The following is a 24,562-nucleotide window of genomic DNA, read 5'->3' on the forward strand; positions in this document are numbered from 1 at the left end:
CGGCGGTTCACGCCGGGATGGCGACCAGGCTCAGCAATTGCCCGTCATGCAGGCCGAACTGCGCCTGCAACTCTGTGCCGTGGCACCATTCACTGGACAGGTCGGTCAGCAGGCGCAAGCGCACCTGCCCACTGATATTCCACTCCAGCACTTCGGCGTGCTCGAAGTAAAAGCGTTTTTGCACCAGCGGGTAGAGCGCCTTGAACAGGCTTTCCTTGACCGAGAAGGTCAGGGTCACCAGCAGGGCGATCTGCTCGGCGGAACCTGCGGCCATGCGCTGCATTTCGGCTGGAATGAGGATTTCGCCGGCCAGTCGCTCGGCTCGTTCTGCGCTCAGCAGGTCTTCCAGGTCCATCCCCAGGCCCCGCCAGTGGGATTTAGGCGCGACGATGGCGGCGGCCCGGCCGGTGCCATGGGTGATAGAGCCGGTGATATGGGCCGGCCAGATCGGCGCACGGTCCTCACCGATGGCCGGAACGCTGTCGGTACCGTCCAACTGCCGCAGGGCGGCGCGGGCACAGAGGCGCCCGGCGAGGAATTCGGCCTGGCGCTTGGCCACCGAGCGCTGAATACTGGCCGGCGGATCGATGCGGCTACGCTGGAAGTCGTCCGCGGCGAGCTGCGACGGGTTGAATCGGGTGCTGAGCAAGACGCAATGCGCCAGAGCCTCGGGCAACGGCCAATGGGCGTCGAGGGGCGTGCAGCAAACGGGCAGGGCGGGGAGGTTGTTCATGGCGGGCATTTTGCCGGGTTGGAACGGCGCTTTCCAGAGCCGATTCCCTTGTCCATCCAAATGTGTTCAGGGGGAGTTCAGGGCCACTTGTTTACTCTGTAACAATGATGATGCGCAAATCTGCTCCTGGCCGGTCGGCCGTGTCTTTCATGAAACACTTTGGCTGAACTGAGTTACCGTTATGGGCGAAGCGATGCCGGTAGCGTTGGGAGAGCATTATGAAATTGCTGGTGGTAGAAGACGAGGCGTTGTTGCGCCATCACTTGCAGACCCGCTTGAGCGACAGTGGTCATGTGGTCGAGGCGGTGGGCAATGCCGAAGAGGCGCTGTACCAGACCGAGCAGTTCCATCATGACCTGGCGGTGATCGATCTCGGCCTGCCGGGCATGGGCGGACTGGATCTGATCCGCCAACTGCGCTCGCGCGGCAAGGTTTTCCCGATCCTGATCCTCACCGCGCGTGGCAACTGGCAGGACAAGGTCGAAGGCCTGGCCGCCGGTGCCGACGACTATCTGGTCAAGCCCTTCCAGTTCGAGGAACTGGAGGCGCGAATGAATGCCTTGCTGCGGCGCTCCAGCGGTTTCACCCAGTCGACCATCACCGCCGGCCCCCTGCTGCTGGACCTCAATCGCAAGCAGGCCTCCCTCGACGACCAGCCCCTGGCGCTGACGGCCTACGAATACCGGATTCTCGAATACCTGATGCGTCACCACCAGCAGGTGGTGGCCAAGGATCGCCTGATGGAGCAGTTGTACCCGGACGACGACGAGCGTGATCCGAATGTGATCGAGGTACTGGTCGGGCGCTTGCGGCGCAAGCTGGAAGGGCCGGTCGGGTTCAAACCTATCGATACCGTGCGGGGCCTGGGCTACCTGTTCAACGAGCGCTGCCGGTGATTCGTTCGCTACGGGTGCGGCTGATGCTGGCCGCCACCATCCTGGCGATATTGTTCATGTTGGCCTTGTTGCCGGCGATGCAGGGGGCGTTCAGCCTGGCCTTGCAGGATTCCATCGAGCAACGCCTGGCTTCGGATGTGACCACGCTGATTTCCGCGGCGCGCATCGAAAAACAGAAACTGCAAATGCCCGATCTGCTCCCCGACGAGCGATTCAACCTGCCCGACAGCCGCCTGCTGGGCTATATCTTCGACCGCGACGGGCGCCTGGTCTGGCGTTCGCGGGCAACCCAGGAAGAGCACATCAACTACCGTCCGCGGTATGACGGGCGCGGCAACGAGTTCGCGAAAATCCGCGAGGACAACGGCAACGAGTTCTTCGTCTACGACGTCGAGGTCAAGTTGCTCGGCGGCAAGAGCGCCGCCTACAGCTTTGTCGCCCTGCAGCCGATGCGCGAATACAACATGACCCTGGCCGGCCTGCGGGAAAAACTCTACCTGGGCTTCGGCGCGGCCTTGTCCGTGCTGCTGGCGCTGCTCTGGCTCGGCCTGACCTGGGGCCTGCGCGCGCTGCGGCGGTTGAGCCAGGAACTGGACCAGATCGAGAGCGGCGAACTGGAAAGCCTCAGCGAGGAGCATCCGCGGGAACTGCTGCGCCTGACCGGTTCCCTCAACCGCTTGTTGCGCAGCGAGCGCGAACAGCGCAGCCGTTATCGCGATTCCCTGGACGATCTGGCCCACAGCCTGAAAACGCCCCTGGCGGTTCTGCAAGGGGTCAGCGAGGGGATGGCGCAGCGGCCCCAGGATCGCGATCAGGCCAGGGTCCTGCAGAGCCAGATCGAACGGATGAACCAGCAGATCAGCTACCAGTTGCAGCGCGCCAGCCTGCGCAAGAGCGGTCTGGTCCGGCACCAGGTCGAACTGCGTCCGGTGCTCGACAGTCTGTGCAGCACCCTGGACAAGGTCTATCGCGACAAACAGGTGGTGGTCGCCATCGACGTGCCGCAGTTCAGTCATGTGCCGATCGAGCAGGGGGCGTTGCTGGAACTGTTGGGCAACCTGTTGGAGAACGCCTACCGCCTGTGTCTGGGCAAGGTGCGGGTCAGCCTGCGCCGAGGTTTGCAGGGCATCGAGGTGTATGTCGAGGACGACGGGCCGGGGGTGCCGCCCGACCAGCGGGCGCGTGTTCTGCAACGGGGTGAGCGCCTGGACCGCCAGCACCCGGGGCAGGGCATCGGCCTGGCGGTGGTCCAGGACATCATCCAGAGCTACGACGCCGAGATGACCCTGGGGGATTCGACCCTGGGGGGCGCATCGTTCCGCATTCATTTCCCGCCGCAATAACCGCCGGGCGCGCCTCTACAGTTCCTGGGCGCGATAGGCGCCGGGGGTCAGGCCGGTCCATTTCTTGAAGGCCCGGTGAAAGGCCGAGGGCTCGGAAAAACCCAGCTGTTCGGCGATCTGTTGCAATGACAGTTCGCTGCGGCCCAGGTGGTAGATGGCGATGTCCCGCCGCAGTTGATCCTTGAGTTCCTGAAAACTCGTGCCTTCTTCGCGCAAGTGCCGCCGCAGGGTTTGCGGGCTGATATGCAGGTGCTGGGCGACCGCCTCCAGGTCCGGCCAGCGACTGGCATCCCGACTGAGCAGGCGCCGCAGTTGGCTGCTCAGGCTGTCGCCGTCGTCGGGACGGGCCAGCAGGTCGGCGGGGGCGCGACCGAGGAACTGCTTGAGCGTGCGTTCATCCTGTTGCAACGGCAGGCCCAGGTAACGGCTGCTGAACAGCAGGCTGCTGCTGGCGGCGTCGAAGGTCAGGGGACAGGGAAACAACAGGTCGTATTCACTGGCGTGGTCGGGCCTCGGGTAACCGAAGTCGGCCTCGAGCAGGCGAATACGCTGGCCGATCAGCCAACTGCCCAGGCGGTGCCAGACCACCAGCAGGCATTCGCTGAGAAAGTGATCCGGGTCCCACAGGTTCGAGGCATCCAGGCTCAGGCGCGTGCAGTCGCCTTCGCGGCTGAGCTGCAGGCGTGGGGCGTCGGGGAACAGGCCGTAGAACCGCAGGCCACGGTCCAGGGCCTTTTCCAGCGTCGGACAATGAATCAGCGCATGCATCATCATGGCGAAGGTGCCGCGTCGGCAGCGGCTCTGGCCGAACCCCAGGTATTCGTCGTCCAGCTCCAGCCAGAGCCCTTGCAGTAACTGGGTGAACTGCTCCGGCGCCAGGCGCGCCCGCGGCTCGTCGAGCCACTGCGCGGCGATGCCCAGGCGTTGCAGCAGCGGCGCGCAGTCGTGACCCTGCCGACGTGCCCCTTCCAGGGCGGCGCGGGCGAAGTGGCTGGCGATACTGCGTTCACGCATGGGGCGCTTCCGTCCATTGGGTGGCCGATGTTAGTCATGGAAATGACGCAGGGACAAGGCGGATATCCGCCAAAACCTCGGGTGCTTTGGGGTGGATGGGCGGAAATCCGCCATCTATGCTATAGGGGCGGAGCGCGATAACCCCCGCAAGGGATGATGGCTAAAGGCTTTGCCGCGATTTTGTAAAAGTGGCACGGGCTTTGCGAAGAGATAAGAGGTCTGCCCACGCAGTTCGACAAAAAACAAAAATCCCTCCGGTGCAGGAGGGTTCGTGCTTCAGGTCCCATGGCCGCTGATGGATAACGGGCGTGTGATCTCTTGAGGAACTTTGCAATGACGACTCGTCAGCCACTGTACAAATCCCTGTATTTCCAGGTGGTCGTAGCCATCGCTATCGGCATCCTGCTCGGCCATTTCTACCCACAGACCGCAGTGGCCCTCAAGCCACTGGGTGACGGCTTCATCAAGCTGATCAAAATGGTCATTGCCCCGATCATCTTCTGCACCGTTGTCAGCGGCATCGCCGGCATGCAGAGCATGAAAGCGGTCGGCAAGACCGGCGGCTACGCGCTGCTGTACTTCGAAGTGGTTTCGACCATCGCCCTGCTGATCGGCCTGGTCGTGGTCAACGTGATCCAGCCGGGTAACGGCATGCACATCGACGTGGCCACCCTGGACGCTTCGAAAGTCGCGGCCTACGTCACCGCTGGCGCAGACCAGAGCGTGGTTGGCTTCATCCTCAACGTGATCCCGAACACCATCGTCGGTGCCTTCGCCAACGGCGATATCCTGCAAGTGCTGATGTTCTCGGTGATCTTCGGTTTCGCCCTGCATCGCCTGGGTGCCTATGGCAAGCCGCTGCTGGAGTTCATCGATCGTTTCGCCCACGTGATGTTCAACATCATCAACATGATCATGAAGCTGGCGCCCCTGGGTGCGCTGGGTGCCATGGCCTTCACCATCGGTGCCTACGGTGTGAGCTCCCTGGTGCAACTGGGCCAGTTGATGATCTGCTTCTACATCACCTGCATCCTGTTCGTGGTGGTGGTGTTGGGCGCCATCTGCCGTGCACACGGTTTCAGCGTGTTGAAACTGATTCGTTATATCCGTGAAGAGCTGCTGATCGTACTGGGGACTTCCTCTTCGGAATCGGCCCTGCCACGCATGCTGGTCAAGATGGAGCGCCTGGGCGCGAAGAAATCCGTCGTCGGCCTGGTGATCCCGACCGGCTACTCCTTCAACCTCGACGGTACCTCGATCTACCTGACCATGGCGGCCGTGTTCATCGCTCAAGCGACTGACACCCACATGGACATTACCCACCAGATCACCCTGTTGCTGGTGCTGCTGCTGTCCTCCAAGGGTGCGGCGGGCGTGACCGGTAGTGGTTTCATCGTACTGGCGGCGACCCTGTCGGCCGTAGGTCACCTGCCGGTGGCTGGCCTGGCACTGATCCTCGGTATCGACCGCTTCATGTCCGAAGCCCGTGCCCTGACCAACCTGGTGGGCAACGCCGTGGCGACCCTGGTGGTGGCCAAGTGGGTCAAGGAACTGGACGAAGACCAACTGCACACGGAACTGGCTTCCGGTGGTCGCGGTATTGAAGACGAACGCGCACTGGACGACCTGGGCGTAGCCGAAGGCTCGGCGCCAAGCGTCAAGTAAGCTTCAGCGGTAAGTTGAGAAAACCCATCTTCGGATGGGTTTTTTTATGCCTGGGCGTTTGTGTCAGGTTTTCTGAGCGTTGTGGTGCTTGCCGCCGAGTGGTGGGCTGCCTAGTCTGGAGATCCGTCGATCTGGAAAATGGAAAGCCCATGCAAGGTCCATTGGCGTCACTCAAGGTGCTGGATTTCTCGACATTGCTGCCGGGGCCGTTCGCCTCGCTGTTGCTGGCGGACATGGGCGCCGAGGTGTTACGCATCGAATCACCCGCGCGCCTGGACCTGCTGCGGGTATGGCCGCCCCACGATCGCGACATTTCCGCCAGCCACGCCTGGCTCAATCGCAACAAGCGCAGCCTGGCCCTGGATTTGAAACAGGCCGGAGCGGTGGCGGTGATCCATGACCTGGTGCGCGAGCATGACATCGTCCTGGAGCAGTTCCGTCCCGGGGTGATGGATCGGCTGGGGCTGGGTTATGAAGCCCTGAAGGCGATCAATCCGCGCTTGATCTATGTGTCGATCACCGGCTACGGGCAGACCGGTCCTTACCGTGATCGTGCCGGCCATGACATCAACTACCTGGCGTTGTCGGGGTTGGCCAGCTACACCGGGCGCCGGGAGGGTGGGCCGCTGCCCCTGGCGATGCAGGTGGCGGATGTGGCGGGCGGTTCGTTGCACGGGGTGATCGGCTTGCTGGCGGCGGTGATCGCCCGGCAGCAGACGGGGTTGGGGCAATACGTCGATGTCAGCATGACCGACTGTGCCTTCAGCCTGAATGCCATGGCTGGGGCGGGGTTTCTCGCTTGCGGGGTCGCGCCTGCGCCCGAGGGGCAGATGCTCAATGGCGGCAGTTTCTACGACTATTACCGTAGTCGGGAAGGGCGCTGGTTTGCCGTGGGGAGTCTGGAACCGGCGTTTATGCAGCAGTTGTGCGGGGCATTGGGGCGAGCGGAGTTGGCGGTTCAAGGACTGTCGTCCGAGCCTGAGGTGCAACAGGCGTTGAAGCTGGCGTTGCAGAGCGAGTTTGAACAACGAGATTTCGATGAGTTGTGCGCTTTGTTTGCCGGGCTGGATGCTTGCGTCGAGCCGGTGCTCAGCTTGGGCGAGGCGGTCGGGCATCCGCAGTTGCAGGCCCGGGAGGTGGTGGTGCAGGTGCCCCGCGGCGATGGCAGCACGCAGGCGCAGATGGCCTGTCCGCTGAAATTTTCCCAGGGGTTGCCGACGCCGAGGCATATCGGCGCACGGTTGGGTGAACATGGTGATGAGGTGTTGCGCGAACTGGGGTACAGCGAAGAGCGGATAGCGGTGTTGCGGGAGGCCGGTGTCATGGCCTGATGATGTTGCGCCTGTTCTATCGTTTTCGCGGGCAAGCCCTGCTCCTACAGTTCGGTGTCGAACACAAATCCTGCGTTCCCCACAGAACTGTAGGAGCAGGGCTTGCCCGCGAAGAGGCCGGTAAGGCCACCATCACGTAAAAAACTTACTCCACTCGCATTTCACCGCTGAACACCAAGGTATTTCGGCAGCGTCGGCACAGATAACGTCGCCCTTCACTCACCAACCGATGACGCTGGGCCGAAAACGCAAAGTCGCTTTCAGCGCATGGGCAGCGGTAGATATACCGCGTCACCCGGCGGCGCTGGACCTCATAGGTGTGGCAACGATTGGGCGGCAGTTCGTAGACCCCACGCATGATCAACTGCCATTCCTCGCCATGGGGCTGGATACGTTCGCCGAACAACTGATGAGCGATCAGGTGCGCGACCTCGTGGGCCACGGTCTGCTTGAGGAAGTCTTCGCTGTTTTCCCGGTACAGCTGCGGATTGAAACGCAGCAGGTTTTCATGCAAATGCGCCACGCCAGCCTTCTGGCCACGCAGCTTGAGGCTGACCACAGGACGCTTGAAAGGTCGTTTGAAAAAGGATTCGGCTTGTTGGAAACAGTCTTCGACGCGGGTCTTGAGTTGCTCGGGCATGCTGTACGGATCTCCAGAGGCGTCGAGTATGCCGTAAACCCGGGGATTTCCGAATCCGCCAGGCGCCGAATGGTCGTGGCGCGTTAAAAGGCCGCCTTGCGGCGGCCTGTGTTGGCAGTTATGGCTTTGTTTTATTCAGTTGGTGTACACCGGGCCGACGCCCAGCCCCCAGACGATCACGGTAAAGGCCATGATCGCCACCAGCACCACCAGGCCGACAGCCAGGACGGAGCTGGAGAACAGGAAGCCTTCGTCCGAAGGGATGTTCATAAAGGTCGGCAGGCCGACGTACAGCAGATAGACGGTGTAGCAGATGGCCGCCGTGCCGACGATCATCCCCAGCCACATATGCGGGTAGAGCGCCGCCAGGCCGCCGATGAACAGCGGTGTGGCGGTGTAGGTGGCGAAGGCCACGCAACGGGCCAGGCTCGGATTGGCGTCGTAGGTGCGGGCCATCCAGTGGATAAATGCGCCCATCACCGCCACACCGCCGAGCATGGCGATATAGGACATGAGGGTCATCCAGATGGCGCTGTCCTGGGTCAGCATCACTGGCGCGCGGTTGCCGATGACCCAGCCGATCCGGGTGGTGCCGATAAAGGCCGAAATGGCCGGGATGGCGGCGAGGATCAGGGTGTGGGTGAGGTACATATGGCCGATGCTTTCCTCGGCGTCGCCACGGATTTGTCGCCATTCCTGATCAGGGTGGGTGAACAGTCCGACTACGTGATGGATCATGCCAGTCACTCCTTTTGTTATTGCCATCGCCCCCCGGTGGAGCGCCTGCGGGCCAAGTGGCCGAAGTCAGGTCTGGATTTATATGCGACCTTATATCGCAGTATAGGGAGGGCGGGCCGCACGCTTTAGAGCAAATCGAACTGTCGGGCGGGACTGTAATCGCATTGTCGTATTTGTTTTCTATGGAAGCCGAACCCGTGGGAGCGGAGCTTGCCCGCGAAAAGGCCCTTGAGAGCGCTAAAAGCTTCGCGGGCAAGCACCGCTCCCACACAAGCACTGCTCCCGCCATGGAGTCTTCGCCTGCCGTGGGTTTATAGGTAAAATAATCGGCTTTTCGACACACCTCGCGCGGATTTCAAGGGTTAGGGCAAGAGCTATGGGCACTCTTTCGGTCAATCAGAACAAACTGCAGAAACGCCTGCGCCGCCAAGCGGGTGAGGCGATCGCCGACTTCAACATGATTGAAGAGGGTGACAAGGTCATGGTCTGCCTGTCCGGCGGCAAGGACAGCTACACCATGCTCGACGTTCTGATGCACTTGCAGAAAGTGGCGCCGATCAAGTTCGACATCGTCGCCGTGAACATGGACCAGAAGCAGCCCGGTTTCCCCGAACATGTACTGCCCGCCTACCTGAAAGCGCTGGGCGTGGAGTATCACATCGTCGAGAAGGATACCTACTCGGTGGTCAAGGAACTGATCCCCGAAGGCAAGACCACCTGCTCCCTGTGTTCGCGCCTGCGTCGCGGCACGCTGTACACCTTCGCCGACGAGATCGGCGCGACCAAGATGGCCCTGGGGCATCACCGCGACGATATCGTCGAAACCTTTTTCCTCAATATGTTCTACAACGGCTCGCTCAAGGCCATGCCGCCCAAGCTGCGGGCCGACGACGGACGTAACGTGGTGATCCGGCCGCTGGCCTATTGCAGCGAGAAGGACATCCAGGCCTACTCGGACCTCAAGCAATTCCCGATCATTCCCTGCAACCTCTGCGGCTCCCAGGAAAACCTGCAACGCCAGGTGGTCAAGGACATGCTCCAGGAGTGGGAACGCAAGACCCCCGGGCGTACCGAAAGCATCTTCCGTGGTTTGCAGAATGTCGTGCCATCGCAGCTGGCCGACCGCAACCTGTTCGACTTTACCCACCTTCGAATCGATGAGACCGCCGCATCGCGCTTCGTCAACGTAGTGAACCTCTGAATGCGCGATTACAAATGGTTGCATGAGTACTGCCTGAACCGCTTCGGTTCGGCCGCCGCGCTGGAGGTTGAATTACCGGTGCCGGCCAGTTCGCAGCAACTGCGTGAATTGCCGGACGACCGTTATCTGTCGATGATCGCCTTGCGGGTCTTTCGCGCCGGCCTCAAGCACAGCCTGGTGGACGCCAAGTGGCCGGTGTTCGAGCAGGTGTTTTTCGGCTTCGACCCGGAAAAAGTGGTGTTGATGGGCGCCGAGCATCTGGAGCGCCTGATGCAGGATGCGCGAATCATTCGTCACCTGGGCAAGCTCAAGAGCGTGCCGCGCAATGCGCAGATGGTGTTGGACGTGGCCAGGGAGAAGGGCAGTTTCGGTGCGTTGATCGCCGATTGGCCGGTCACTGAAATCACCGGGTTGTGGAAGTACCTGGCCAAGCACGGCCATCAGTTGGGCGGGCTATCGGCGCCGCGTTTTCTGCGGATGGTCGGCAAGGACACCTTCGTTCCGACCTATGACGTGGTGGCGGCGCTGAATGCGCAGAAGATCGTCGACAAGGTGCCCACCAGCCTGCGGGATCTGGCGATCGTGCAGGACGCCTTCAACCAGTGGCATGCCGAGAGCGGCCGGCCGATGTGCCAGCTGTCGATGATGTTGGCGTACACCACCAATCATTGAAGAACATTGACTCCGGTTCGGGCGATAGACCGCGTTATCGTTCTTCGCGGGCAAGCCCTGCTCCTACAGTTCTGCGTCGAACACAAATCTTGTATCCACCACAATCCTGTAGGAGCAGGGCTTGCCCGCGAAAGCGTCAGTCCAGGCGCTACACGGCTTGAACCTGGCCTTCTCCGGCCAACCGCCGATTCAACTGATGACGCCAGCGCACATAGACCATCGCGCTGCAGAACACCGCCACGCTCGCGGCCATCTCCAGCACTCCGAACAGCTGTCGATTGGGATCGAACGCCGCCAACGCGCCCTTGATGAAGTACAGGTTCACCACATAGCAGGTGAACGAGTGTCCACGCGCGCTACCCAGCAACATGCCCGGCAGCAAGAGTAACAACGGCACCAGTTCGATCAACAGGATCACCCAGGGCCGCGCGCCGTGCAGGTCGGCGAACATCAGGTAATAGATGCTCAGAAAGGCCATCAGGCCGAGAAAGCACGCCAGCGCCAGGCCACGGCTCCAACGCACGCGCGGTTCCAGCCAGGCCTGGGGCGGCAACACCTTGGGCTTCCTAGCCACGGCCGTTCTCCAGGCTCAGGGCAGTCTTTGCCAGACGCAGGCCGAGTGCCCGGCACAAGGCGATTTCATGTTCGTCCAACGCGCGCTTGCCGTCGACGCCGGTATGGTGGCTGGCGCCATAGGGTGTGCCACCACCACGGGTGTCGAGCAAGGCCGACTCGCTGTAGGGCAGGCCGGTGACCAGCATGCCGTGGTGCAACAGCGGCAGCAGCATCGACAACAAGGTGCTTTCCTGGCCGCCATGCAGGCTCGACGTCGAGGTAAAGACCCCGGCCGGCTTGCCCACCAGGGCACCGGTCAGCCACAGGTTGCTGGTGCCGTCGATAAAGTACTTCAGCGGCGCCGCCATATTGCCGAAACGGGTGGGGCTGCCGAGGGCCAGGGCCGCACAGTTTTTCAGGTCATCGAGGATGGCATACAGCGCGCCTTCCTCGGGAATCTCCGGCGCCACGGCTTCGCACTGGCTGGAAATCGCCGGTACGGTGCGCAGGCGCGCTTCCAGTCCGGCCTGCTCGACGCCTCGGGCAATCTGCCGGGCCATTTCGCGGGTGGAGCCGTTACGGCTGTAGAACAACACCAGAACGTAAGGTGCACTCACGGCAGGATCTCCAGCACATTCTCCGGTGGACGACCGATGACCGCCTTGTCACCGACCACCAGGATCGGCCGTTCCATCAGCTTGGGGTGTGCGGCGATGGCGGTGATCAGCTGTTCTTCACTGAGCTGGCTGTCGGCCAGGTTCAACTGTTTGTACTCATCCTCGCCGGTGCGCAGCAATTGCCGCGCGCCGATGCCGAGCTTGCCGAGCAACGCCTTGAGCTGCGCGGCGTCCAGCGGGGTTTCCAGGTAGTGCACGACGATGGGCGTGAGGCCACGGCCCTGGAGCAGTTCCAGCGCACCGCGGGATTTCGAGCAGCGCGGGTTGTGATAAAGCGTCAGATCGGTCATGTGCGGGTCGCATCTTGCGTAAGGTGGCGGGTATTCTACCTGCCTGGCGAGCGCTCCTGAACCTTGTGAGGTAAAGGGTCGCAGTCGATAACGTATTTGATGGGGGATTGTGCACATGGCAAGGCGATTGGCCGCCGCATTGGCGATGATGGGGGCGTTGCTGCTGAGCGGTTGCGGCAACGATTACGGCGTCGACCAGAACGGCCAGAAGGTCGCGTCCGAGCGCCTGGACAAACAGTGGAAGGTGGTCAACTACTGGGCTGAATGGTGTGGCCCGTGCCGCACTGAAATCCCCGAGCTGAACAAGTTGTCCGAGCAGCTCAAGGGCCAGGCGACCGAAGTGTTCGGGGTGAACTTCGACGGTTTGCAGGGCGAAGACCTGCGCAAGGCCGGTGAAACCCTGGGCATCCGTTTCACGGTGCTGGCCCAGGATCCGGCGGACTTCTTCGACCTGCCGCGCAGCGAAGCCTTGCCGGTGACCTACATCATCGATGACAAGGGCAAGGTTCGCGAGCAGTTGATGGGCGAGCAGACCGCGGCAGGCGTATTGGCCAAGCTCAAGGCCTTGCGCGGCTGAGCTTCAGCCTTCTTCCGACCACAGCCGCAGCGGCTGGCCTTCCTGCGGCCAGAAACGCACCTGCTCGATGGGCGAGATATCCCAGCGCTGGACATTCTCCAGCGCCTGGAGGAAGCGTTTTTCCTGCTCCATCAACGCCGGTGCGCAGAGTTTGCGAGTGCTGCCGACTTTGCCGAAGCTCAGGTTCCCGCCCTCCAGGGTGTAGGGCGCGAACCAGTGGTTGCAGCCACCGGTGCCATAGGCCCGGCCATCGTCGCCGAGGGTGACGGTCAGATGGCTGTTGTCGATCAACGGACGTTCGCCGATCCACTCCAGCACGTAGCTGTGATCCTGCTGCAAGTGCACCTGTTCGCCGGCGCAGCCGTACAGGCCGGCGCCCAACATTCCCAGAATCACCACGCGTTTCATTACTTTGCCTCCTGGCATCTCGGGCACAGATGTTTCTCGCCCTGTGTCTTCCAGCCCAGCTCGGCGATACGCGCCGTGGCGGCTGGTTTTTGCGCGGGGGTGCCGAGCTTGGCGTCCACCGCGAATTCGAAGTTCAGTTCCTTGGCGCAGCTGTCGCAGTTGACCTGCCACTGGTGGATCGCCAGTTCGCCGAAGACCGGCCCCTTGGCGACCGCGACCCATTGGCCGGGCGGATTGATCAGATGGCGAACGGTGTCCACGGTCAGGCGCATGGACAGGTCCTTGCTGCCCTTGAGGGTCACCAGCAGGACATCGTCGGCGCGGATCGAGCCACCGTTGCCGGTGACCTGATAGCGTCCCGGCACCAGGGCGCGGCATTCGGTCAGGGTGTGCTGCGGGTTCATCAGGCTGTAGCGGAAATCGTGTTCGACCATGGGTCCTCCAAATTATGGCCGGTATGCTAGCACGCAGACGCCGCGCAAATGGCAGGGGTGTATGACCTTCGATCCGGTGACGGGGGGGCGCTGACGATCATGGTACGCGGGCCGTGCCCGGCCCTTGCCATGGATCAGGCACTGACACGGGCCTCGGCGGCCAGTCGGGCGATGGCGACGTCCAGTTCGTCCAAGGCTTGGCGGGCATTGGGCGCGTCTTGCTTGAGCAGGGTTTCGCTACGCTGGCAGGCCGCGCGCAATTGCGGCACGCCACAGTAGCGGGTGGCGCCGTGGAGGCGGTGCACCCGTTCGATCAGGGCATTGTGGTCGTTGGCGTTGCGGGCCTGGCGAATCGCTTCGCGGTCGGCTTCCAGGGAGGCCAGCAGCATCGCCAGCATATCGGCGGCGAGATCGGGCTTGCCGGCGGCCAGGCGCAGGCCTTCGTCCGGGTCAAGCACCAGCAGCTCGCTGCCGACGCGGCCCTGTTCGCCGGCCCGTTCCGGCCCCTGGTTGCGCAGGGCCAGGCCGGTCCATTTGAGCACCACCTGGGCCAGTTGCCGCTCGCTGATGGGCTTGGTCAGGTAGTCGTCCATGCCGCTTTGCAGCAGGGCGCGTTTTTCGTTGGCCATGGCGTGGGCGGTGAGGGCGACGATGGGCAGCGGAGTGCTTTGCCGCTCATGCTCCCATTGGCGAATCGCCTCGGTGCTTTGCCGGCCATCCATGCCCGGCATCTGCACATCCATCAACACCAGGTCGAAGGCTTCGCGTTGCACGGCGTCGATGGCCGCGTAACCGCTGTCCACCGCCAGCACCCAGGCGCCCATGTCTTCGAGCAGGGTCTGCACCAGCAGCAGGTTGGCCGGATTGTCGTCGACGCAAAGCACTCGCGGTGCCCGGCTGCCGAGGGGCTCGACGGGCTCCAGGCGTGCCGGGCGCGGGGTGATCAGTTCCGCCAGGGCCCGACGCAGTTTGCGCGTACAGGCCGGCTTGGCCTGGAGCTGGCCGTGGGGGTTGGGCACGCAGAGCTGGAACAGCGTCTGCTCGGTGGTCGGGCACAGCACCAGCACTTTGCAGCCGAGGTGTTCGAGGTCCCAGATATGCTGGCTCAGGCGTTCCGGCGGCATTTCCTGGGCGGTGACGCCGAGGACCGCGAGGTCGATGGCCTGGTCGGTCTGGTGCGCCCCGGTCACCCCATTGGCGAGGTTTTGCAGGCTGTTGAACGGGGTCACTTCCAGGCCGCAATCCTCCAGTTGGTGCTGGAGAGCCTGACGTGACAACTCGTGATTTTCCAGCACCGCCACGCGGCGCCCGAGCAATGGCGCGGCGGGCAGGTCCTCGATATCGTCGCGGGTCTTGGGCAGGCTCAGGCTGATCCAGAATTCCGAGCCTTCGCCCGGAGTGCTGTCGACGCCGATCTCGCCGCCCATCTGTTCGATCAGGCGCTTGGAGATCACCAGGCCCAGGCCGGTGCCGCCGGGTTGCCGCGACAGCGAGTTGTCGGCCTGGCTGAAGGCCTGGAAAAGTGCCCGGACATCCTGGCTCGACAAGCCGATGCCGGTGTCCTGCACGCTGATGCGCAACTGCACGCTGTCTTCGTGTTCTTCCTCGAGCATGGCCCGGGCGACGATGGTGCCTTCGCGGGTGAACTTGATCGCGTTGCTCACCAGGTTGGTGAGGATCTGCTTGAGCCGCAGCGGGTCGCCGATCAGCGACAGCGGGGTATCGCGATAGACCAGGCTGACCAGTTCCAGCTGCTTGGCGTGGGCCGCCGGGGCGAGGATGGTCAGGGTGTCCTGGAGCAGGTCGCGCAGATTGAACGGAATGCTGTCGAGCACCAGCTTGCCGGCCTCGATCTTCGAGAAGTCGAGAATTTCGTTGATGATCCCCAACAGGCTGTCGGCGGACTTCTCGATGGTGCCCAGGTAGTCGAGCTGGCGCGGGGTCAGTTCGCTTTTCTGCAGCAGGTGGGTGAAGCCGAGGATGCCGTTGAGCGGGGTGCGGATCTCATGGCTCATATTGGCGAGGAACTCGGACTTGATCCGGCTGGCCTCCAGGGCCTCCTTGCGCGCCAGGTCCAGCTCGATGTTCTGGATCTCGATGGTTTCCAGGTTCTGCCGTACGTCCTCGGTGGCCTGGTCGATGCTGTGCTGCAATTCTTCCTGGGCGTTCTGCAGGGTCTCGGCCATGCGGTTGATGCCCGAGGCCAGTTGATCCAGCTCCTGGCTGCCAAGTGGCGGCAGGCGGGTTTCCAGATTGCCTTCCTTGAGCTGGGCCACGGCTTGCTTGATCTTGCCGAGCGGCGCGTTGATCGTGCGGCTCATGCGCAGGGCCAGCAAGGCGGTGCCGAGCAGGCCGGTGGCAATCAGCAGCAGGCTGGCGAACAGGCTGCGATAGCCGCGCAGCAACATATTGTTATGGGACAGCTCCAGTTCGACCCAGCCCAGCAGGCGATCCGCTTCCTCCGGGATCACGTCGCCGGAAATATTGCGATGGCGGCCGAAGACCGGCAATAGATAGCGGGTGGCATCGTTGCCGGTGCGTTGCAGCAGGTGGCTGCTGTTACCGATGGGCGGCTGGTTGAGCATGCTCGGGCCGGCATGGGCCAGTTGCTCGCGGTTGGCGCCGAGAAAGGAGACGGCGCGCACGTCGGCCTGTTCCAGGGACTGGGTGGCGATGCGCTCCAGCAGGTCGACATCGTTATGGCCCAGGGCCGGCGCGACCAGCGGCGCGAGCTGTTCGGCGATCATCTCGCCGCGCTGGAGCAGTTGGGTCTGCAGGTCCGACTGTTGCAGCCAGGTGAAATACCCGCCCAGCACCAACGCCATCAGCGTGGTCGGCAGCAGGGTGAGCAGCAGTACGCGGCCTTTGATGCCCAGGTTTTTAAGCACGCAACACTCTCCGTCAGATACAGCGTCCGGCAGACACGCCCATCTTCGATTCTCGGCGCGCGCATCCTGCGCTCGCTCCACTTGGGCAGTGTAGCCATTTGCGGGGGGCGAAATCTCGCAAAGTTCTCTGGGACCTCAGTGACCGCACGCCCTCGGGGGAACAGCCCGCGGCCGATGGCTCGCCGAGTATTCTGGCAATCGAAGGTGACAGGCTGCTTATTGCTTATACCTATAAGCCATAAGCACCATACTTTGCGTGATATGGAGCGTCGACGTTTGTCGGTATGATGTCAGCCCCCGCAGTCTGGATTGCGAATACGCCATGACCTTGCAGTACCCTACCATCGCCGATTGCGTCGGCAACACGCCCCTGGTCCGCTTGCAGCGCCTGCCCGGCGCCACCAGCAATACCCTGCTGCTCAAGCTTGAAGGGAACAACCCAGCGGGCTCCGTCAAGGATCGTCCGGCACTGTCGATGATCACCCGCGCCGAATTGCGTGGGCAGATCCAGGCCGGCGACACCCTGATCGAAGCCACCTCGGGCAACACCGGGATCGCCCTGGCCATGGCCGCCGCGATCAAGGGCTACAAGATGATCCTGATCATGCCGGACAACTCCACCGCCGAACGCAAGGCGGCGATGACCGCCTATGGCGCCGAGTTGATCCTGGTGACCCGCGAAGAAGGCATGGAGGGCGCCCGTGACCTGGCCGAGCGCATGCAGGCCGAAGGCCGTGGCAAGGTGCTCGACCAGTTCGCCAATGGCGACAACCCCGAGGCCCACTACACCAGCACCGGCCCGGAAATCTGGCGCCAGACCCAGGGCACCATCACCCATTTCGTCAGCTCCATGGGCACCACCGGGACCATCATGGGCGTGTCGCGCTACCTGAAAGAGCAGAACCCCGAGGTGCAGATCGTCGGTCTGCAACCGATGGAAGGCGCCTCGATTCCGGGCATCCGCCGCTGGCCCCATGAGTACCTGCCGAAGATTTTCCAGGCCGACCGTGTCGACCGTATCGTCGACATGGGCCAGGAAGAGGCGGAGGACGTGATGCGTCGTCTCGCCCGTGAAGAAGGGATCTTCTGTGGTGTGTCCTCGGGCGGTGCGGTGGCGGCGATGTTGCGTCTGTCCCGCGAAGTCGAGAACGCGGTGATGGTCGCAATCATCTGTGACCGAGGCGACCGCTACCTGTCGACCGGCATCTACGACGCGCCCAACTGATGGCCAAGCATGAACGCGGCCTGCGCTTCCAGCCCACTGGCGGTAGCCGGGCACCACAAGTGCCGACGGGCAAGAAGCAGCGCCTGACCATCGAGCGGCTGTCCAACGACGGTCGTGGCATTGCCTTTATTGAAGGCCGCACCTGGTTCGTCGCCGGTGCCCTGGCCGGTGAAGAAGTCGAAGCGCGGGTGCTGGCTGCCCACGGCAAGGTGGTCGAGGCGCGCACCGAACGGGTGTTCCTCGCCAGTGATCGGCGTCGCCCTGCGCCCTGCGCCCATGCCGGGCGTTGCGGCGGTTGCAGCGTGCAGCATATGCCCCACGACGACCAACTCGCCCTGAAACGGGGCATGCTCGCCGAGCAACTGTCCCGTGTTGCGGGTGTCGAACCGCTGGAGTGGGCGGCGCCCCTGACCGGTCCGGAATTCGGCTATCGGCGACGGGCCCGTGTGGCCGTGCGTTGGGACGCCAAGGGCAAGACCCTTGAAGTCGGTTTTCGCGCCGCCTCCAGTCAGGATATCGTCGCCATCGATGACTGCCCGGTGCTGGTACAGGCCTTGCAACCGCTGATGCGCGAATTACCAGCTATGCTGCGGCGCTTGAGCAAACCCCAGGCCCTCGGCCATGTGGAATTGTTCAGCGGTTCGGCGGTGGCTTTGTTGTTGCGGCATATGGCGCCGTTGTCGACGCAGGACCTGCAAGTACTACAGGAATTTTGCAGTGCCCATGACGCGCAACTCTGGTTGCATGGCGAAGACGGCCCGCAACCGGTGGACCCGTCGTTGCCGCTGGGCTATCGCCTGGAGACCTGGGATCTGGAGTTGGCGTATCGGCCGGGGGACTTCGTCCAGGTCAATGCCGGGGTCAACGAGGCCATGGTCGCCCAGGCGCTGGACTGGTTGAAGCCGGCAGCCGATGAGCGGGTCCTGGATCTGTTCTGCGGGCTCGGCAACTTTGCCTTGCCCCTGGCTCGTCAGGTGCGCGAAGTGGTGGCGGTGGAAGGCGTGGCGACCATGGTCGAACGGGCCGCCGCCAATGCCTTGAGCAATAATCTGCATAACGCGCATTTTTTTCAGGCCGATTTGTCCCAGCCTTTGAGTGATGCCGGTTGGGCCAAAGACGGCTTTTCTGCGGTACTCTTGGACCCACCCCGTGACGGTGCGTTCGAGGTGGTGGGCAAGCTCGCTGCCCTGGGGGCCGAACGGTTGGTGTACGTGTCCTGCAATCCGGCGACGCTGGCGCGGGACACGGTTGAATTGATCAAGCAGGGCTACCGGTTAAAACGTGCCGGGATCCTCGACATGTTTCCGCAGACCGCGCATGTCGAGGCCATGGCGTTATTTGAAGCGAGCTAGGATGCTCGTCTGGTCCGACTGACTGCCGCCGTATTCTGCCAGCCCAGCCAGACTGCGGGGGCTACAACAGGTCAGCGATTTTGACGCATAGAATCTGCGTCGTAGGGAAGGTAAGCAAGATGGTACAGGTGAGAGCACACCAGCCGATCAACACCGACGGCAGTATCAATCTCGAGGCATGGCTCGATCATACGGTGAGCGTCGATCTGGCGTTGGACCGTGAGGCCTTGAAACAAGCCTGCGAATACGCACGGCTTGCCGAACAACAGACCAACGCGGCGCAGAACCTCTGGCCCGAAGGCGGTTCCAGTTTCAGCACCGGCCTGGAGATCGCCGAGATCCTCGCCGACCTCAAGCTGGACCAGGATTCGCTGGTGGCGGCGGTGCTGTATCGCTGCGTGCGCGAGGGGCAGATTCCCCTGACCGCGGTCAGCCAGAAATTCGGCCCGGTGGTGGCCAAGCTGATCGACGGCGTGCTGCGCATGGCCGCCATCAGTGCCAGCCTCAGTCCACGCCAGTCCCAGGTACTGGGCAGCCAGACCCAGGTGGAAAACCTGCGCAAGATGCTGGTTGCCATGGTCGACGATGTCCGCGTGGCCTTGATCAAGCTGGCCGAGCGGACCTGCGCGATCCGTGCGGTGAAGACCGCCGACGACGAGAAGCGCAACCGTGTCGCCCGCGAAGTCTTCGATATCTACGCGCCCCTGGCCCACCGCCTGGGCATCGGCCATATCAAGTGGGAACTGGAAGACCTGTCGTTCCGTTACCTGGAGCCTGACCAGTACAAACAGATCGCCAAGTTGCTGCACGAACGGCGGCTGGACCGTGAGCGTTTTATCAGCGAGGTGATGAACCAGCTGGAAAACGAATTGCTCGCCACCGGGGTCAAGGCCGATATCAGCGGCCGGGCCAAGCACATCTATTCGATCTGGCGCAAAATGCAGCGCAAGGGCCTGGAATTCAGCCAGATCTATGACGTGCGCGCGGTCCGTGTGCTGGTGCCGGAAATGCGCGACTGCTACACCGCGCTCGGCATCGTCCACACCCTGTGGCGACATATCCCGAAAGAGTTCGACGACTACATCGCCAACCCGAAAGAGAACGGCTACCGCTCGTTGCACACGGCGGTGATCGGTCCGGAAGGCAAGGTCCTGGAAGTGCAGATCCGCACCCATGCCATGCACGAAGAGGCCGAGCTGGGGGTTTGCGCGCACTGGAAGTACAAAGGCACCGACGTCAAATCCGGCTCCAATCACTACGAAGAGAAAATCTCCTGGCTGCGTCAGGTGCTCGAGTGGCACGAAGAGCTGGGGGATATCGGTGGGTTGGCCGAGCAGTTGCGGGTCGATATCGAGCCGGACCGGGTCTATATCTTCACCCCTGACGGCCATGCCATCGACCTGCCCAAGGGCGCGACACCGCTGGACTTCGCCTACCGGGTGCACACCGAGATCGGCCACAACTGCCGGGGCGCGAAGATCAACGGGCGGATCGTGCCGCTCAACTACAGCCTGCAGACCGGCGAGCAGGTGGAGATCATCACCAGCAAGCACGGGACGCCGAGCCGTGACTGGCTGAACCCGAACCTGGGCTACATCACCACGTCCCGGGCACGGGCGAAGATCGTCCACTGGTTCAAGTTGCAGGCCCGCGACCAGAACGTCGCGGCCGGCAAGACCCTGCTCGAACGCGAGTTGGCACGCCTTGGCCTGCCACAGGTGGATTTCGACAAGCTGGCCGACAAGGCCAACATGAAAACCGCCGAGGACATGTTCGCCGCCCTCGGCGCGGGTGATCTTCGCCTGGCGCAACTGGTCAATGCCGCCCAGCAACTGGTGGAGCCGGAGCGCGGCAACGAACAGCTGGAACTGATTCCGCGCAAGGCCACCGGCTACAAGCCGGGCAAGCGTGGCGATATCCAGATCCAGGGCGTCGGCAACCTGATGACCCAGATGGCCGGCTGCTGCCAACCGCTGCCGGGGGATGCCATCGTCGGCTATATCACCCAGGGCCGTGGCGTGAGCATTCACCGCCAGGACTGTGCCGCGGTGCTGCAACTCGCTGGGCGCGAGCCGGAGCGGATCATCCAGGTCAGCTGGGGGCCGGTACCGGTGCTGACGTATCCGGTGGATATCATCATCCGTGCCTACGATCGTTCCGGTTTGCTGCGCGACGTGTCCCAGGTGCTGCTCAACGAGCGGATCAACGTACTGGCGGTCAATACCCGCTCGAACAAGGAGGACAACACCGCGTTGATGTCCCTGACCATCGAGATCCCGGGGTTGGATGCATTGGGGCGGTTGCTGGGGCGGATTTCCCAGTTGCCGAACATTATCGAAACCCGGCGTAACCGCACCCCTTGATCATCCGCGGCCTTGAATGCGCCGCAAAACTGTAGGAGCAGGGCTTGCCCGCGAAGGCGTCCTTGAGGGCGCCAAAAGCTTCGCGGGCAGTCGAGCGTCGACCGGCCGCTCCTACAAGGTTCGCGGTGTTTCCCTGGTCGTGACAAAACCGAACGAGATCACTGATGTACAGCCTTCAAGACCTGCTCCACCTTATGGCCCGTCTGCGCGACCCGCAATACGGCTGCCCCTGGGATATCAAGCAGACCTACGCGACGATTGTTCCCTACACCCTGGAGGAGGCCTACGAAGTCGCCGACGCCATCGAGCGCAGCGACTTCGAGCACTTGCAGGGTGAACTGGGCGATTTGCTGTTCCAGGTGGTCTATTACAGCCAGCTGGCGCGGGAAGAAGGGCGTTTCGAATTCGACGGCGTGGTCGACAGCATCACCCGCAAGCTGATCCGTCGTCACCCCCACGTCTTTCCCACCGGTGATCTCTACGCGCCCGTGGACCTGCCGCGCTTGAGCGAGGAGCAGGTCAAGTTGCGCTGGGACGAGATCAAGGCCCAGGAGCGTGCGGAGAACCACCGCGCGCCCGAGCAACTGTCCCTGCTCGACGATGTCCCGGCCGCCTTGCCGGCCTTGTCCCGGGCGGCGAAGTTGCAGAAGCGCGCGGCCGGTGTCGGTTTCGACTGGCCGCACGCCTTGCCGGTGGTGGACAAGATTCGCGAAGAGCTCGACGAAGTGCTCGAAGCCATGGCCGACAACGACCCGGCGGCGATCACCGATGAAGTCGGCGACCTGCTGTTTGCGGTGGTCAACCTGGCCCGGCACCTCAAGGTCGACCCGGAAAATGCCTTGCGGGGCGCCAATGGCAAATTCGACAGACGTTTCCGTTTTATCGAACAGGCATTGCGCGACACCCACCGTCCCATGGAAGATTGCACCCTCGAAGAGTTGGACGCCTTGTGGGGCGAAGCCAAACGTCAGGAAAAGAATAGGCCCAGCTGCGGCTGAGCCGTTGCCCAAGTGAGTAAGCACCATGAGTCTTTCCCTTCGCGACCAGTTGCTCAAAGCAGGACTGGTCAACCAGAAGCAGGCCAAACAGGTCGGCAAAGAGAAACAGAAGCAGCAGCGCCTGGTCCACAAGGGCCAGATCGAGGCTGACGACACCCAGGCGCGCCTGGCCCAGGAAGCGCAGGCCGAGAAGGTCAAGCGCGACCAGGAACTGAACCGCCAGCAGCAGGAAAAGGTCGAGGCCAAGGCCCGTGCGGCCCAGGTCAAGCAATTGATCGAAACCTCGCGCCTGCCCAAGCTGACCACCGAGGACTACTACAACTTCGTCGACGACAAGAAGGTCAAGCGCCTGTCGGTCAACACGCTGATGCGCAACAAGCTGAGCAACGGCTCCCTGGCGATCGTCCATCACGGTGGCGGTTATGAGGTGATCCCCCGTGAAGCGGCGCTGAAGATCCAGGAGCGGGCCCCTGAGCGTATCGTCCAGCTCAACGTCCTGAGCGAAGCCCAGGTGCCGGACGAGGATGATCCGTACGCGGCCTACCAGATCCCTGACGATCTGATGTGGTAACGCGCTGAACACAATGAACCCCGCCTAAAGGCGGGGTTTTTGTTTATGGGGGCTGCGCTACTGAATGGGCTCGTTACGGGAAGCTGATCATGAACAGGGAGCCCGGTGGCGACCCGGGCCGCCCGATGTGACGGGTTGTGTCGATACTGAAATAATTTGGTACAATTTATTGACGCCACTAAATAGCCACCTTATGATCGCGCCCTGTTGATGGCATAAGGCCATCTAGAGGGATCTATGATGTGGGTTTTGGCGCTCAGGACGAGGCGTGGTCTGCTGTCCGTTATCTTTTTGCTTGGGGTTTTCGGCACGGCTCATGCCGCTCCCACCCCGGGTGATACCGACCTGATGCGTGATCGTCAGGATCGCCTGCTCGACGAGCAGCGCCGCCGTCTTGAAGAACTCAAGGAACTGCCTGGTAAAGCGGCGGCTCCCGTGACGCCGACGGCTCCGGCCGAGACCCGCTGTTTCCCGATCAAGCGCATCGACCTGCAAGGCGCCGACGCCTTGTCCGCGAGCGAGCGCGAACGCCTGCTCAAGCCTTACATCGGCCAGTGCCTGGGCGTGCCGCAGCTCAATGAGTTGCTCAAGGTCATCACCGATCGCTACATCGAAAAGGGCCTGGTCACCAGTCGTGCCTACTTGCCACAGCAGGACCTGTCCACGGGCAACCTGAAGGTGCTGGTGGTCGAGGGCAAACTCGAAGGGCTGAAGGGCGCCGACGGCAGCGGCCTGTCCGATCGCGAACTGGCGATGAGTTTTCCGGGCAGGCAGGGCGAGTTGCTCAATCTGCGCGAGATCGAGCAGATGGTCGACCAACTGAATCGCCTGCCATCGAACCAGGCGCAGATGGAGCTGGCCCCGGGCAAGGCTGTGGGTGGCAGCGAGGTGCTGGTCAAGAACACCCCGCAGAAACCTTGGCGTGCGGGGCTTTCCTACGGCAACGACGGGCAGCGAAGCACTGGCGAGCAACAGGCCGGGACGACCTTCGATTGGGACAGTCCGTTGGGGTTGGCTGATCAGTTGTCCTTGCGCGCCGGCCATGATGTGGTTAGCGACCAAACGAAGAACTCGCGCAACGCCATGCTCTACTACAACCTGCCATTTGGCTGGTGGAACCTGAGCTACACCTACAGCGAAAGCGACTACCGCTCCCAGGCCCAGGCCAACGGTTTCAACTTCCAGCAGACCGGCGATAGCCAGAACAATCAGTTGAAGCTGGAACGGGTGATCTACCGCGACGCCGTGAGCAAGACCTCGCTCAGTTCTGGCCTGAGCACCTTGCGCACCAATAACTTTATCGAAGGCAGCAAGCTGGCCCAGAGCAGCAACCGCCTGAGCGAAGCGCAGTTCGGCATCAACCATGGTCGGCGGATCGGCAGCGCCTTCGTCAACCTCGACCTGGGGATGCAGGACGGCATCAGTGCCTTTGATGCCCAGGACAACGTCGCGAACTTCACGCGGGGATTACCCGACGCCCGTTATCGCAAATACACCGCCACACTCAGCTACCTGCAACCGTTCAAGCTATGGGACGAGTCGTTCAGCTTCAGTAGCCTGATGACCGGCCAGCGTAGCGAGGACGTGCTGTTCAGTTCGCAGCGTATGAGCCTGGGGGGGCAGTCTTCCATTCGTGGCTACAAGGATCAGACGTTGTCCGGTGACAGCGGCGGTTACTGGCGTAACGACCTGCGCTGGAGTCGGCCGGTCACCTGGGGCTGGTTGCAGCCCGTGCTCTCCGAGTACGGCACCAGCCTTGGTTATGACCAGGGCGTGATCCGCCATGACCGTTACAACGCCGAGCAGCACGGGCGCATGACCAGTGACTCTATCGAGCTGTTTGCCCGGGGCAAACATATCGCCGCCACCGTGACGTTCGCCAATTCCCTGGAGCGACCGGCGCCGATCACCGAACGCGAAGCACCGATCTATTTCCGTATGGATTTCTTCCTTTAACGCCATTCACCGCACTCGTTGCATTGAGATTCCGA

General features: G+C 62.5%; 23 protein-coding genes. 13 read left to right on the forward strand and 10 right to left on the reverse strand.

The features are described 5' to 3' along the window. Positions 1-7: 7 nt before the first annotated feature. The gene (locus tag M5C56_RS31310) at positions 8-733 is read right to left on the reverse strand and encodes a 4'-phosphopantetheinyl transferase (protein ID WP_247263481.1); all 726 of its coding nucleotides are present in this window, start codon (positions 731-733) and stop codon (positions 8-10) included. Positions 734-951: 218 nt separating this feature from the next. Between M5C56_RS31310 and M5C56_RS31315 the strand changes: the two genes are divergently transcribed. After that, positions 952-1,629 (forward strand): response regulator, encoded by a 678-nt coding sequence (locus M5C56_RS31315; protein WP_100944205.1) that lies wholly within the window; start codon positions 952-954, stop codon positions 1,627-1,629. After that, on the forward strand, positions 1,626-2,972 hold the full coding sequence (locus tag M5C56_RS31320; RefSeq protein WP_103497258.1) for an ATP-binding protein: 1,347 nt from the start codon (positions 1,626-1,628) through the stop codon (positions 2,970-2,972). Before M5C56_RS31315 ends, M5C56_RS31320 begins: the two co-directional genes overlap by 4 nt. Before the next feature lie 15 nt (positions 2,973-2,987). Here the strand turns inward: M5C56_RS31320 and M5C56_RS31325 are convergent, their stop codons facing one another. Then, complete coding sequence (locus tag M5C56_RS31325; protein WP_103497259.1) at positions 2,988-3,986, reverse strand: AraC family transcriptional regulator; 999 nt, start codon at positions 3,984-3,986, stop codon at positions 2,988-2,990. Positions 3,987-4,319: 333 nt separating this feature from the next. Here M5C56_RS31325 and M5C56_RS31330 point away from each other — a divergent pair, with 333 nt between their 5' ends. Both M5C56_RS31330 and M5C56_RS31335 read left to right on the forward strand, forming a co-directional pair. Continuing rightward, complete coding sequence (locus M5C56_RS31330; protein WP_103497260.1) at positions 4,320-5,651, forward strand: dicarboxylate/amino acid:cation symporter; 1,332 nt, start codon at positions 4,320-4,322, stop codon at positions 5,649-5,651. A gap of 149 nt (positions 5,652-5,800) precedes the next feature. Then, positions 5,801-6,982 (forward strand): CaiB/BaiF CoA-transferase family protein, encoded by a 1,182-nt coding sequence (locus M5C56_RS31335; protein ID WP_103497261.1) that lies wholly within the window; start codon positions 5,801-5,803, stop codon positions 6,980-6,982. 145 nt (positions 6,983-7,127) lie between these two features. Here the strand turns inward: M5C56_RS31335 and M5C56_RS31340 are convergent, their stop codons facing one another. After that, a complete protein-coding gene (locus M5C56_RS31340) occupies positions 7,128-7,622 on the reverse strand; it encodes a SprT family zinc-dependent metalloprotease (protein WP_103497262.1) in 495 nt (164 codons plus the stop codon). A gap of 135 nt (positions 7,623-7,757) precedes the next feature. After that, the gene (locus M5C56_RS31345) at positions 7,758-8,360 is read right to left on the reverse strand and encodes a Yip1 family protein (protein ID WP_100944199.1); all 603 of its coding nucleotides are present in this window, start codon (positions 8,358-8,360) and stop codon (positions 7,758-7,760) included. Between the two features lie 376 nt (positions 8,361-8,736). On the opposite strand from M5C56_RS31345, the gene ttcA reads away from it, so the two are divergent. Together ttcA and M5C56_RS31355 are read left to right on the forward strand one after the other, a co-directional pair. Continuing rightward, positions 8,737-9,561, forward strand: coding sequence for a tRNA 2-thiocytidine(32) synthetase TtcA (gene ttcA / locus M5C56_RS31350; RefSeq protein WP_100944198.1), 825 nt, complete (start codon positions 8,737-8,739; stop codon positions 9,559-9,561). Next, entirely contained in the window at positions 9,562-10,233 is a 672-nt protein-coding gene (locus M5C56_RS31355) for a DNA-3-methyladenine glycosylase I (RefSeq protein WP_103497264.1), read from the forward strand. A gap of 148 nt (positions 10,234-10,381) precedes the next feature. On the opposite strand, the gene M5C56_RS31360 is transcribed toward M5C56_RS31355, so the two are convergent. The 3 genes from M5C56_RS31360 to arsC are packed head-to-tail and all read right to left on the reverse strand — an operon-like array spanning position 10,382 to position 11,755. Continuing rightward, positions 10,382-10,807 carry a DUF2069 domain-containing protein gene (locus M5C56_RS31360; protein ID WP_103497265.1) on the reverse strand — a complete coding sequence of 142 codons (426 nt, stop codon included), beginning with the start codon at positions 10,805-10,807 and terminating at the stop codon, positions 10,382-10,384. Further along, positions 10,800-11,405 carry an NAD(P)H:quinone oxidoreductase gene (gene wrbA / locus M5C56_RS31365; protein ID WP_103497266.1) on the reverse strand — a complete coding sequence of 202 codons (606 nt, stop codon included), beginning with the start codon at positions 11,403-11,405 and terminating at the stop codon, positions 10,800-10,802. Before wrbA ends, M5C56_RS31360 begins: the two co-directional genes overlap by 8 nt. Continuing rightward, positions 11,402-11,755 carry an arsenate reductase (glutaredoxin) gene (gene arsC, locus M5C56_RS31370; RefSeq protein ID WP_103497267.1) on the reverse strand — a complete coding sequence of 118 codons (354 nt, stop codon included), beginning with the start codon at positions 11,753-11,755 and terminating at the stop codon, positions 11,402-11,404. Before arsC ends, wrbA begins: the two co-directional genes overlap by 4 nt. Positions 11,756-11,870: 115 nt before the next feature. Between arsC and M5C56_RS31375 the strand changes: the two genes are divergently transcribed. Continuing rightward, a complete protein-coding gene (locus tag M5C56_RS31375) occupies positions 11,871-12,332 on the forward strand; it encodes a TlpA disulfide reductase family protein (RefSeq protein WP_103497268.1) in 462 nt (153 codons plus the stop codon). A 3-nt stretch (positions 12,333-12,335) separates the two neighbouring features. Here the strand turns inward: M5C56_RS31375 and M5C56_RS31380 are convergent, their stop codons facing one another. The 3 genes from M5C56_RS31380 to M5C56_RS31390 form a co-directional block, all read right to left on the reverse strand. Then, complete coding sequence (locus tag M5C56_RS31380) at positions 12,336-12,740, reverse strand: META domain-containing protein (RefSeq protein WP_103497269.1); 405 nt, start codon at positions 12,738-12,740, stop codon at positions 12,336-12,338. Beyond that, entirely contained in the window at positions 12,740-13,174 is a 435-nt protein-coding gene (locus M5C56_RS31385; RefSeq protein ID WP_103497270.1) for a hypothetical protein, read from the reverse strand. Before M5C56_RS31385 ends, M5C56_RS31380 begins: the two co-directional genes overlap by 1 nt. Before the next feature lie 134 nt (positions 13,175-13,308). After that, a complete protein-coding gene (locus M5C56_RS31390; RefSeq protein ID WP_103497271.1) occupies positions 13,309-16,062 on the reverse strand; it encodes a response regulator in 2,754 nt (917 codons plus the stop codon). 322 nt (positions 16,063-16,384) lie between these two features. On the opposite strand from M5C56_RS31390, the gene cysM reads away from it, so the two are divergent. The 6 genes from cysM to M5C56_RS31420 all read left to right on the forward strand — a co-directional run bounded on the left by cysM (position 16,385) and on the right by M5C56_RS31420 (position 24,527). Next, positions 16,385-17,287 carry a cysteine synthase CysM gene (gene cysM / locus M5C56_RS31395; RefSeq protein WP_100944188.1) on the forward strand — a complete coding sequence of 301 codons (903 nt, stop codon included), beginning with the start codon at positions 16,385-16,387 and terminating at the stop codon, positions 17,285-17,287. Beyond that, positions 17,287-18,639, forward strand: a complete 1,353-nt coding sequence (rlmD, locus tag M5C56_RS31400) for a 23S rRNA (uracil(1939)-C(5))-methyltransferase RlmD (protein WP_103497272.1) — start codon at positions 17,287-17,289, stop codon at positions 18,637-18,639. Before cysM ends, rlmD begins: the two co-directional genes overlap by 1 nt. Positions 18,640-18,758: 119 nt before the next feature. Continuing rightward, on the forward strand, positions 18,759-21,002 hold the full coding sequence (relA, locus tag M5C56_RS31405; protein WP_103497273.1) for a GTP diphosphokinase: 2,244 nt from the start codon (positions 18,759-18,761) through the stop codon (positions 21,000-21,002). A 164-nt stretch (positions 21,003-21,166) separates the two neighbouring features. Continuing rightward, positions 21,167-22,000 carry a nucleoside triphosphate pyrophosphohydrolase gene (gene mazG, locus M5C56_RS31410; RefSeq protein ID WP_103497571.1) on the forward strand — a complete coding sequence of 278 codons (834 nt, stop codon included), beginning with the start codon at positions 21,167-21,169 and terminating at the stop codon, positions 21,998-22,000. A 25-nt stretch (positions 22,001-22,025) separates the two neighbouring features. After that, positions 22,026-22,571, forward strand: a complete 546-nt coding sequence (locus tag M5C56_RS31415) for a DUF2058 domain-containing protein (protein ID WP_100944184.1) — start codon at positions 22,026-22,028, stop codon at positions 22,569-22,571. Positions 22,572-22,811: 240 nt separating this feature from the next. After that, positions 22,812-24,527: a ShlB/FhaC/HecB family hemolysin secretion/activation protein gene (locus M5C56_RS31420; protein ID WP_103497572.1), complete on the forward strand. Its 1,716-nt coding sequence runs from the start codon at positions 22,812-22,814 to the stop codon at positions 24,525-24,527. Positions 24,528-24,562: the final 35 nt, after the last annotated feature.

Origin of the sequence: Pseudomonas sp. MWU13-2862 (assembly GCF_023242495.1) — a bacterium.
Classification (GTDB): domain Bacteria; phylum Pseudomonadota; class Gammaproteobacteria; order Pseudomonadales; family Pseudomonadaceae; genus Aquipseudomonas; species Aquipseudomonas gingeri_D.

Coding starts and splice junctions, on each gene's coding strand:
- cysM (WP_100944188.1), top strand. CDS start 16,385: ATGACCTTGCAGTACCCTACCATCGCCGATTGCGTCGGCAACACGCCC.
- mazG (WP_103497571.1), top strand. CDS start 21,167: ATGTACAGCCTTCAAGACCTGCTCCACCTTATGGCCCGTCTGCGCGAC.
- M5C56_RS31385 (WP_103497270.1), bottom strand. CDS start 13,174: ATGGTCGAACACGATTTCCGCTACAGCCTGATGAACCCGCAGCACACC.
- M5C56_RS31330 (WP_103497260.1), top strand. CDS start 4,320: ATGACGACTCGTCAGCCACTGTACAAATCCCTGTATTTCCAGGTGGTC.
- M5C56_RS31345 (WP_100944199.1), bottom strand. CDS start 8,360: ATGATCCATCACGTAGTCGGACTGTTCACCCACCCTGATCAGGAATGG.
- M5C56_RS31310 (WP_247263481.1), bottom strand. CDS start 733: ATGAACAACCTCCCCGCCCTGCCCGTTTGCTGCACGCCCCTCGACGCC.
- M5C56_RS31375 (WP_103497268.1), top strand. CDS start 11,871: ATGGCAAGGCGATTGGCCGCCGCATTGGCGATGATGGGGGCGTTGCTG.
- M5C56_RS31325 (WP_103497259.1), bottom strand. CDS start 3,986: ATGCGTGAACGCAGTATCGCCAGCCACTTCGCCCGCGCCGCCCTGGAA.
- relA (WP_103497273.1), top strand. CDS start 18,759: ATGGTACAGGTGAGAGCACACCAGCCGATCAACACCGACGGCAGTATC.
- M5C56_RS31415 (WP_100944184.1), top strand. CDS start 22,026: ATGAGTCTTTCCCTTCGCGACCAGTTGCTCAAAGCAGGACTGGTCAAC.
- M5C56_RS31380 (WP_103497269.1), bottom strand. CDS start 12,740: ATGAAACGCGTGGTGATTCTGGGAATGTTGGGCGCCGGCCTGTACGGC.
- ttcA (WP_100944198.1), top strand. CDS start 8,737: ATGGGCACTCTTTCGGTCAATCAGAACAAACTGCAGAAACGCCTGCGC.
- M5C56_RS31340 (WP_103497262.1), bottom strand. CDS start 7,622: ATGCCCGAGCAACTCAAGACCCGCGTCGAAGACTGTTTCCAACAAGCC.
- M5C56_RS31335 (WP_103497261.1), top strand. CDS start 5,801: ATGCAAGGTCCATTGGCGTCACTCAAGGTGCTGGATTTCTCGACATTG.
- rlmD (WP_103497272.1), top strand. CDS start 17,287: ATGGCCAAGCATGAACGCGGCCTGCGCTTCCAGCCCACTGGCGGTAGC.
- M5C56_RS31355 (WP_103497264.1), top strand. CDS start 9,562: ATGCGCGATTACAAATGGTTGCATGAGTACTGCCTGAACCGCTTCGGT.
- arsC (WP_103497267.1), bottom strand. CDS start 11,755: ATGACCGATCTGACGCTTTATCACAACCCGCGCTGCTCGAAATCCCGC.
- M5C56_RS31420 (WP_103497572.1), top strand. CDS start 22,812: ATGTGGGTTTTGGCGCTCAGGACGAGGCGTGGTCTGCTGTCCGTTATC.
- M5C56_RS31315 (WP_100944205.1), top strand. CDS start 952: ATGAAATTGCTGGTGGTAGAAGACGAGGCGTTGTTGCGCCATCACTTG.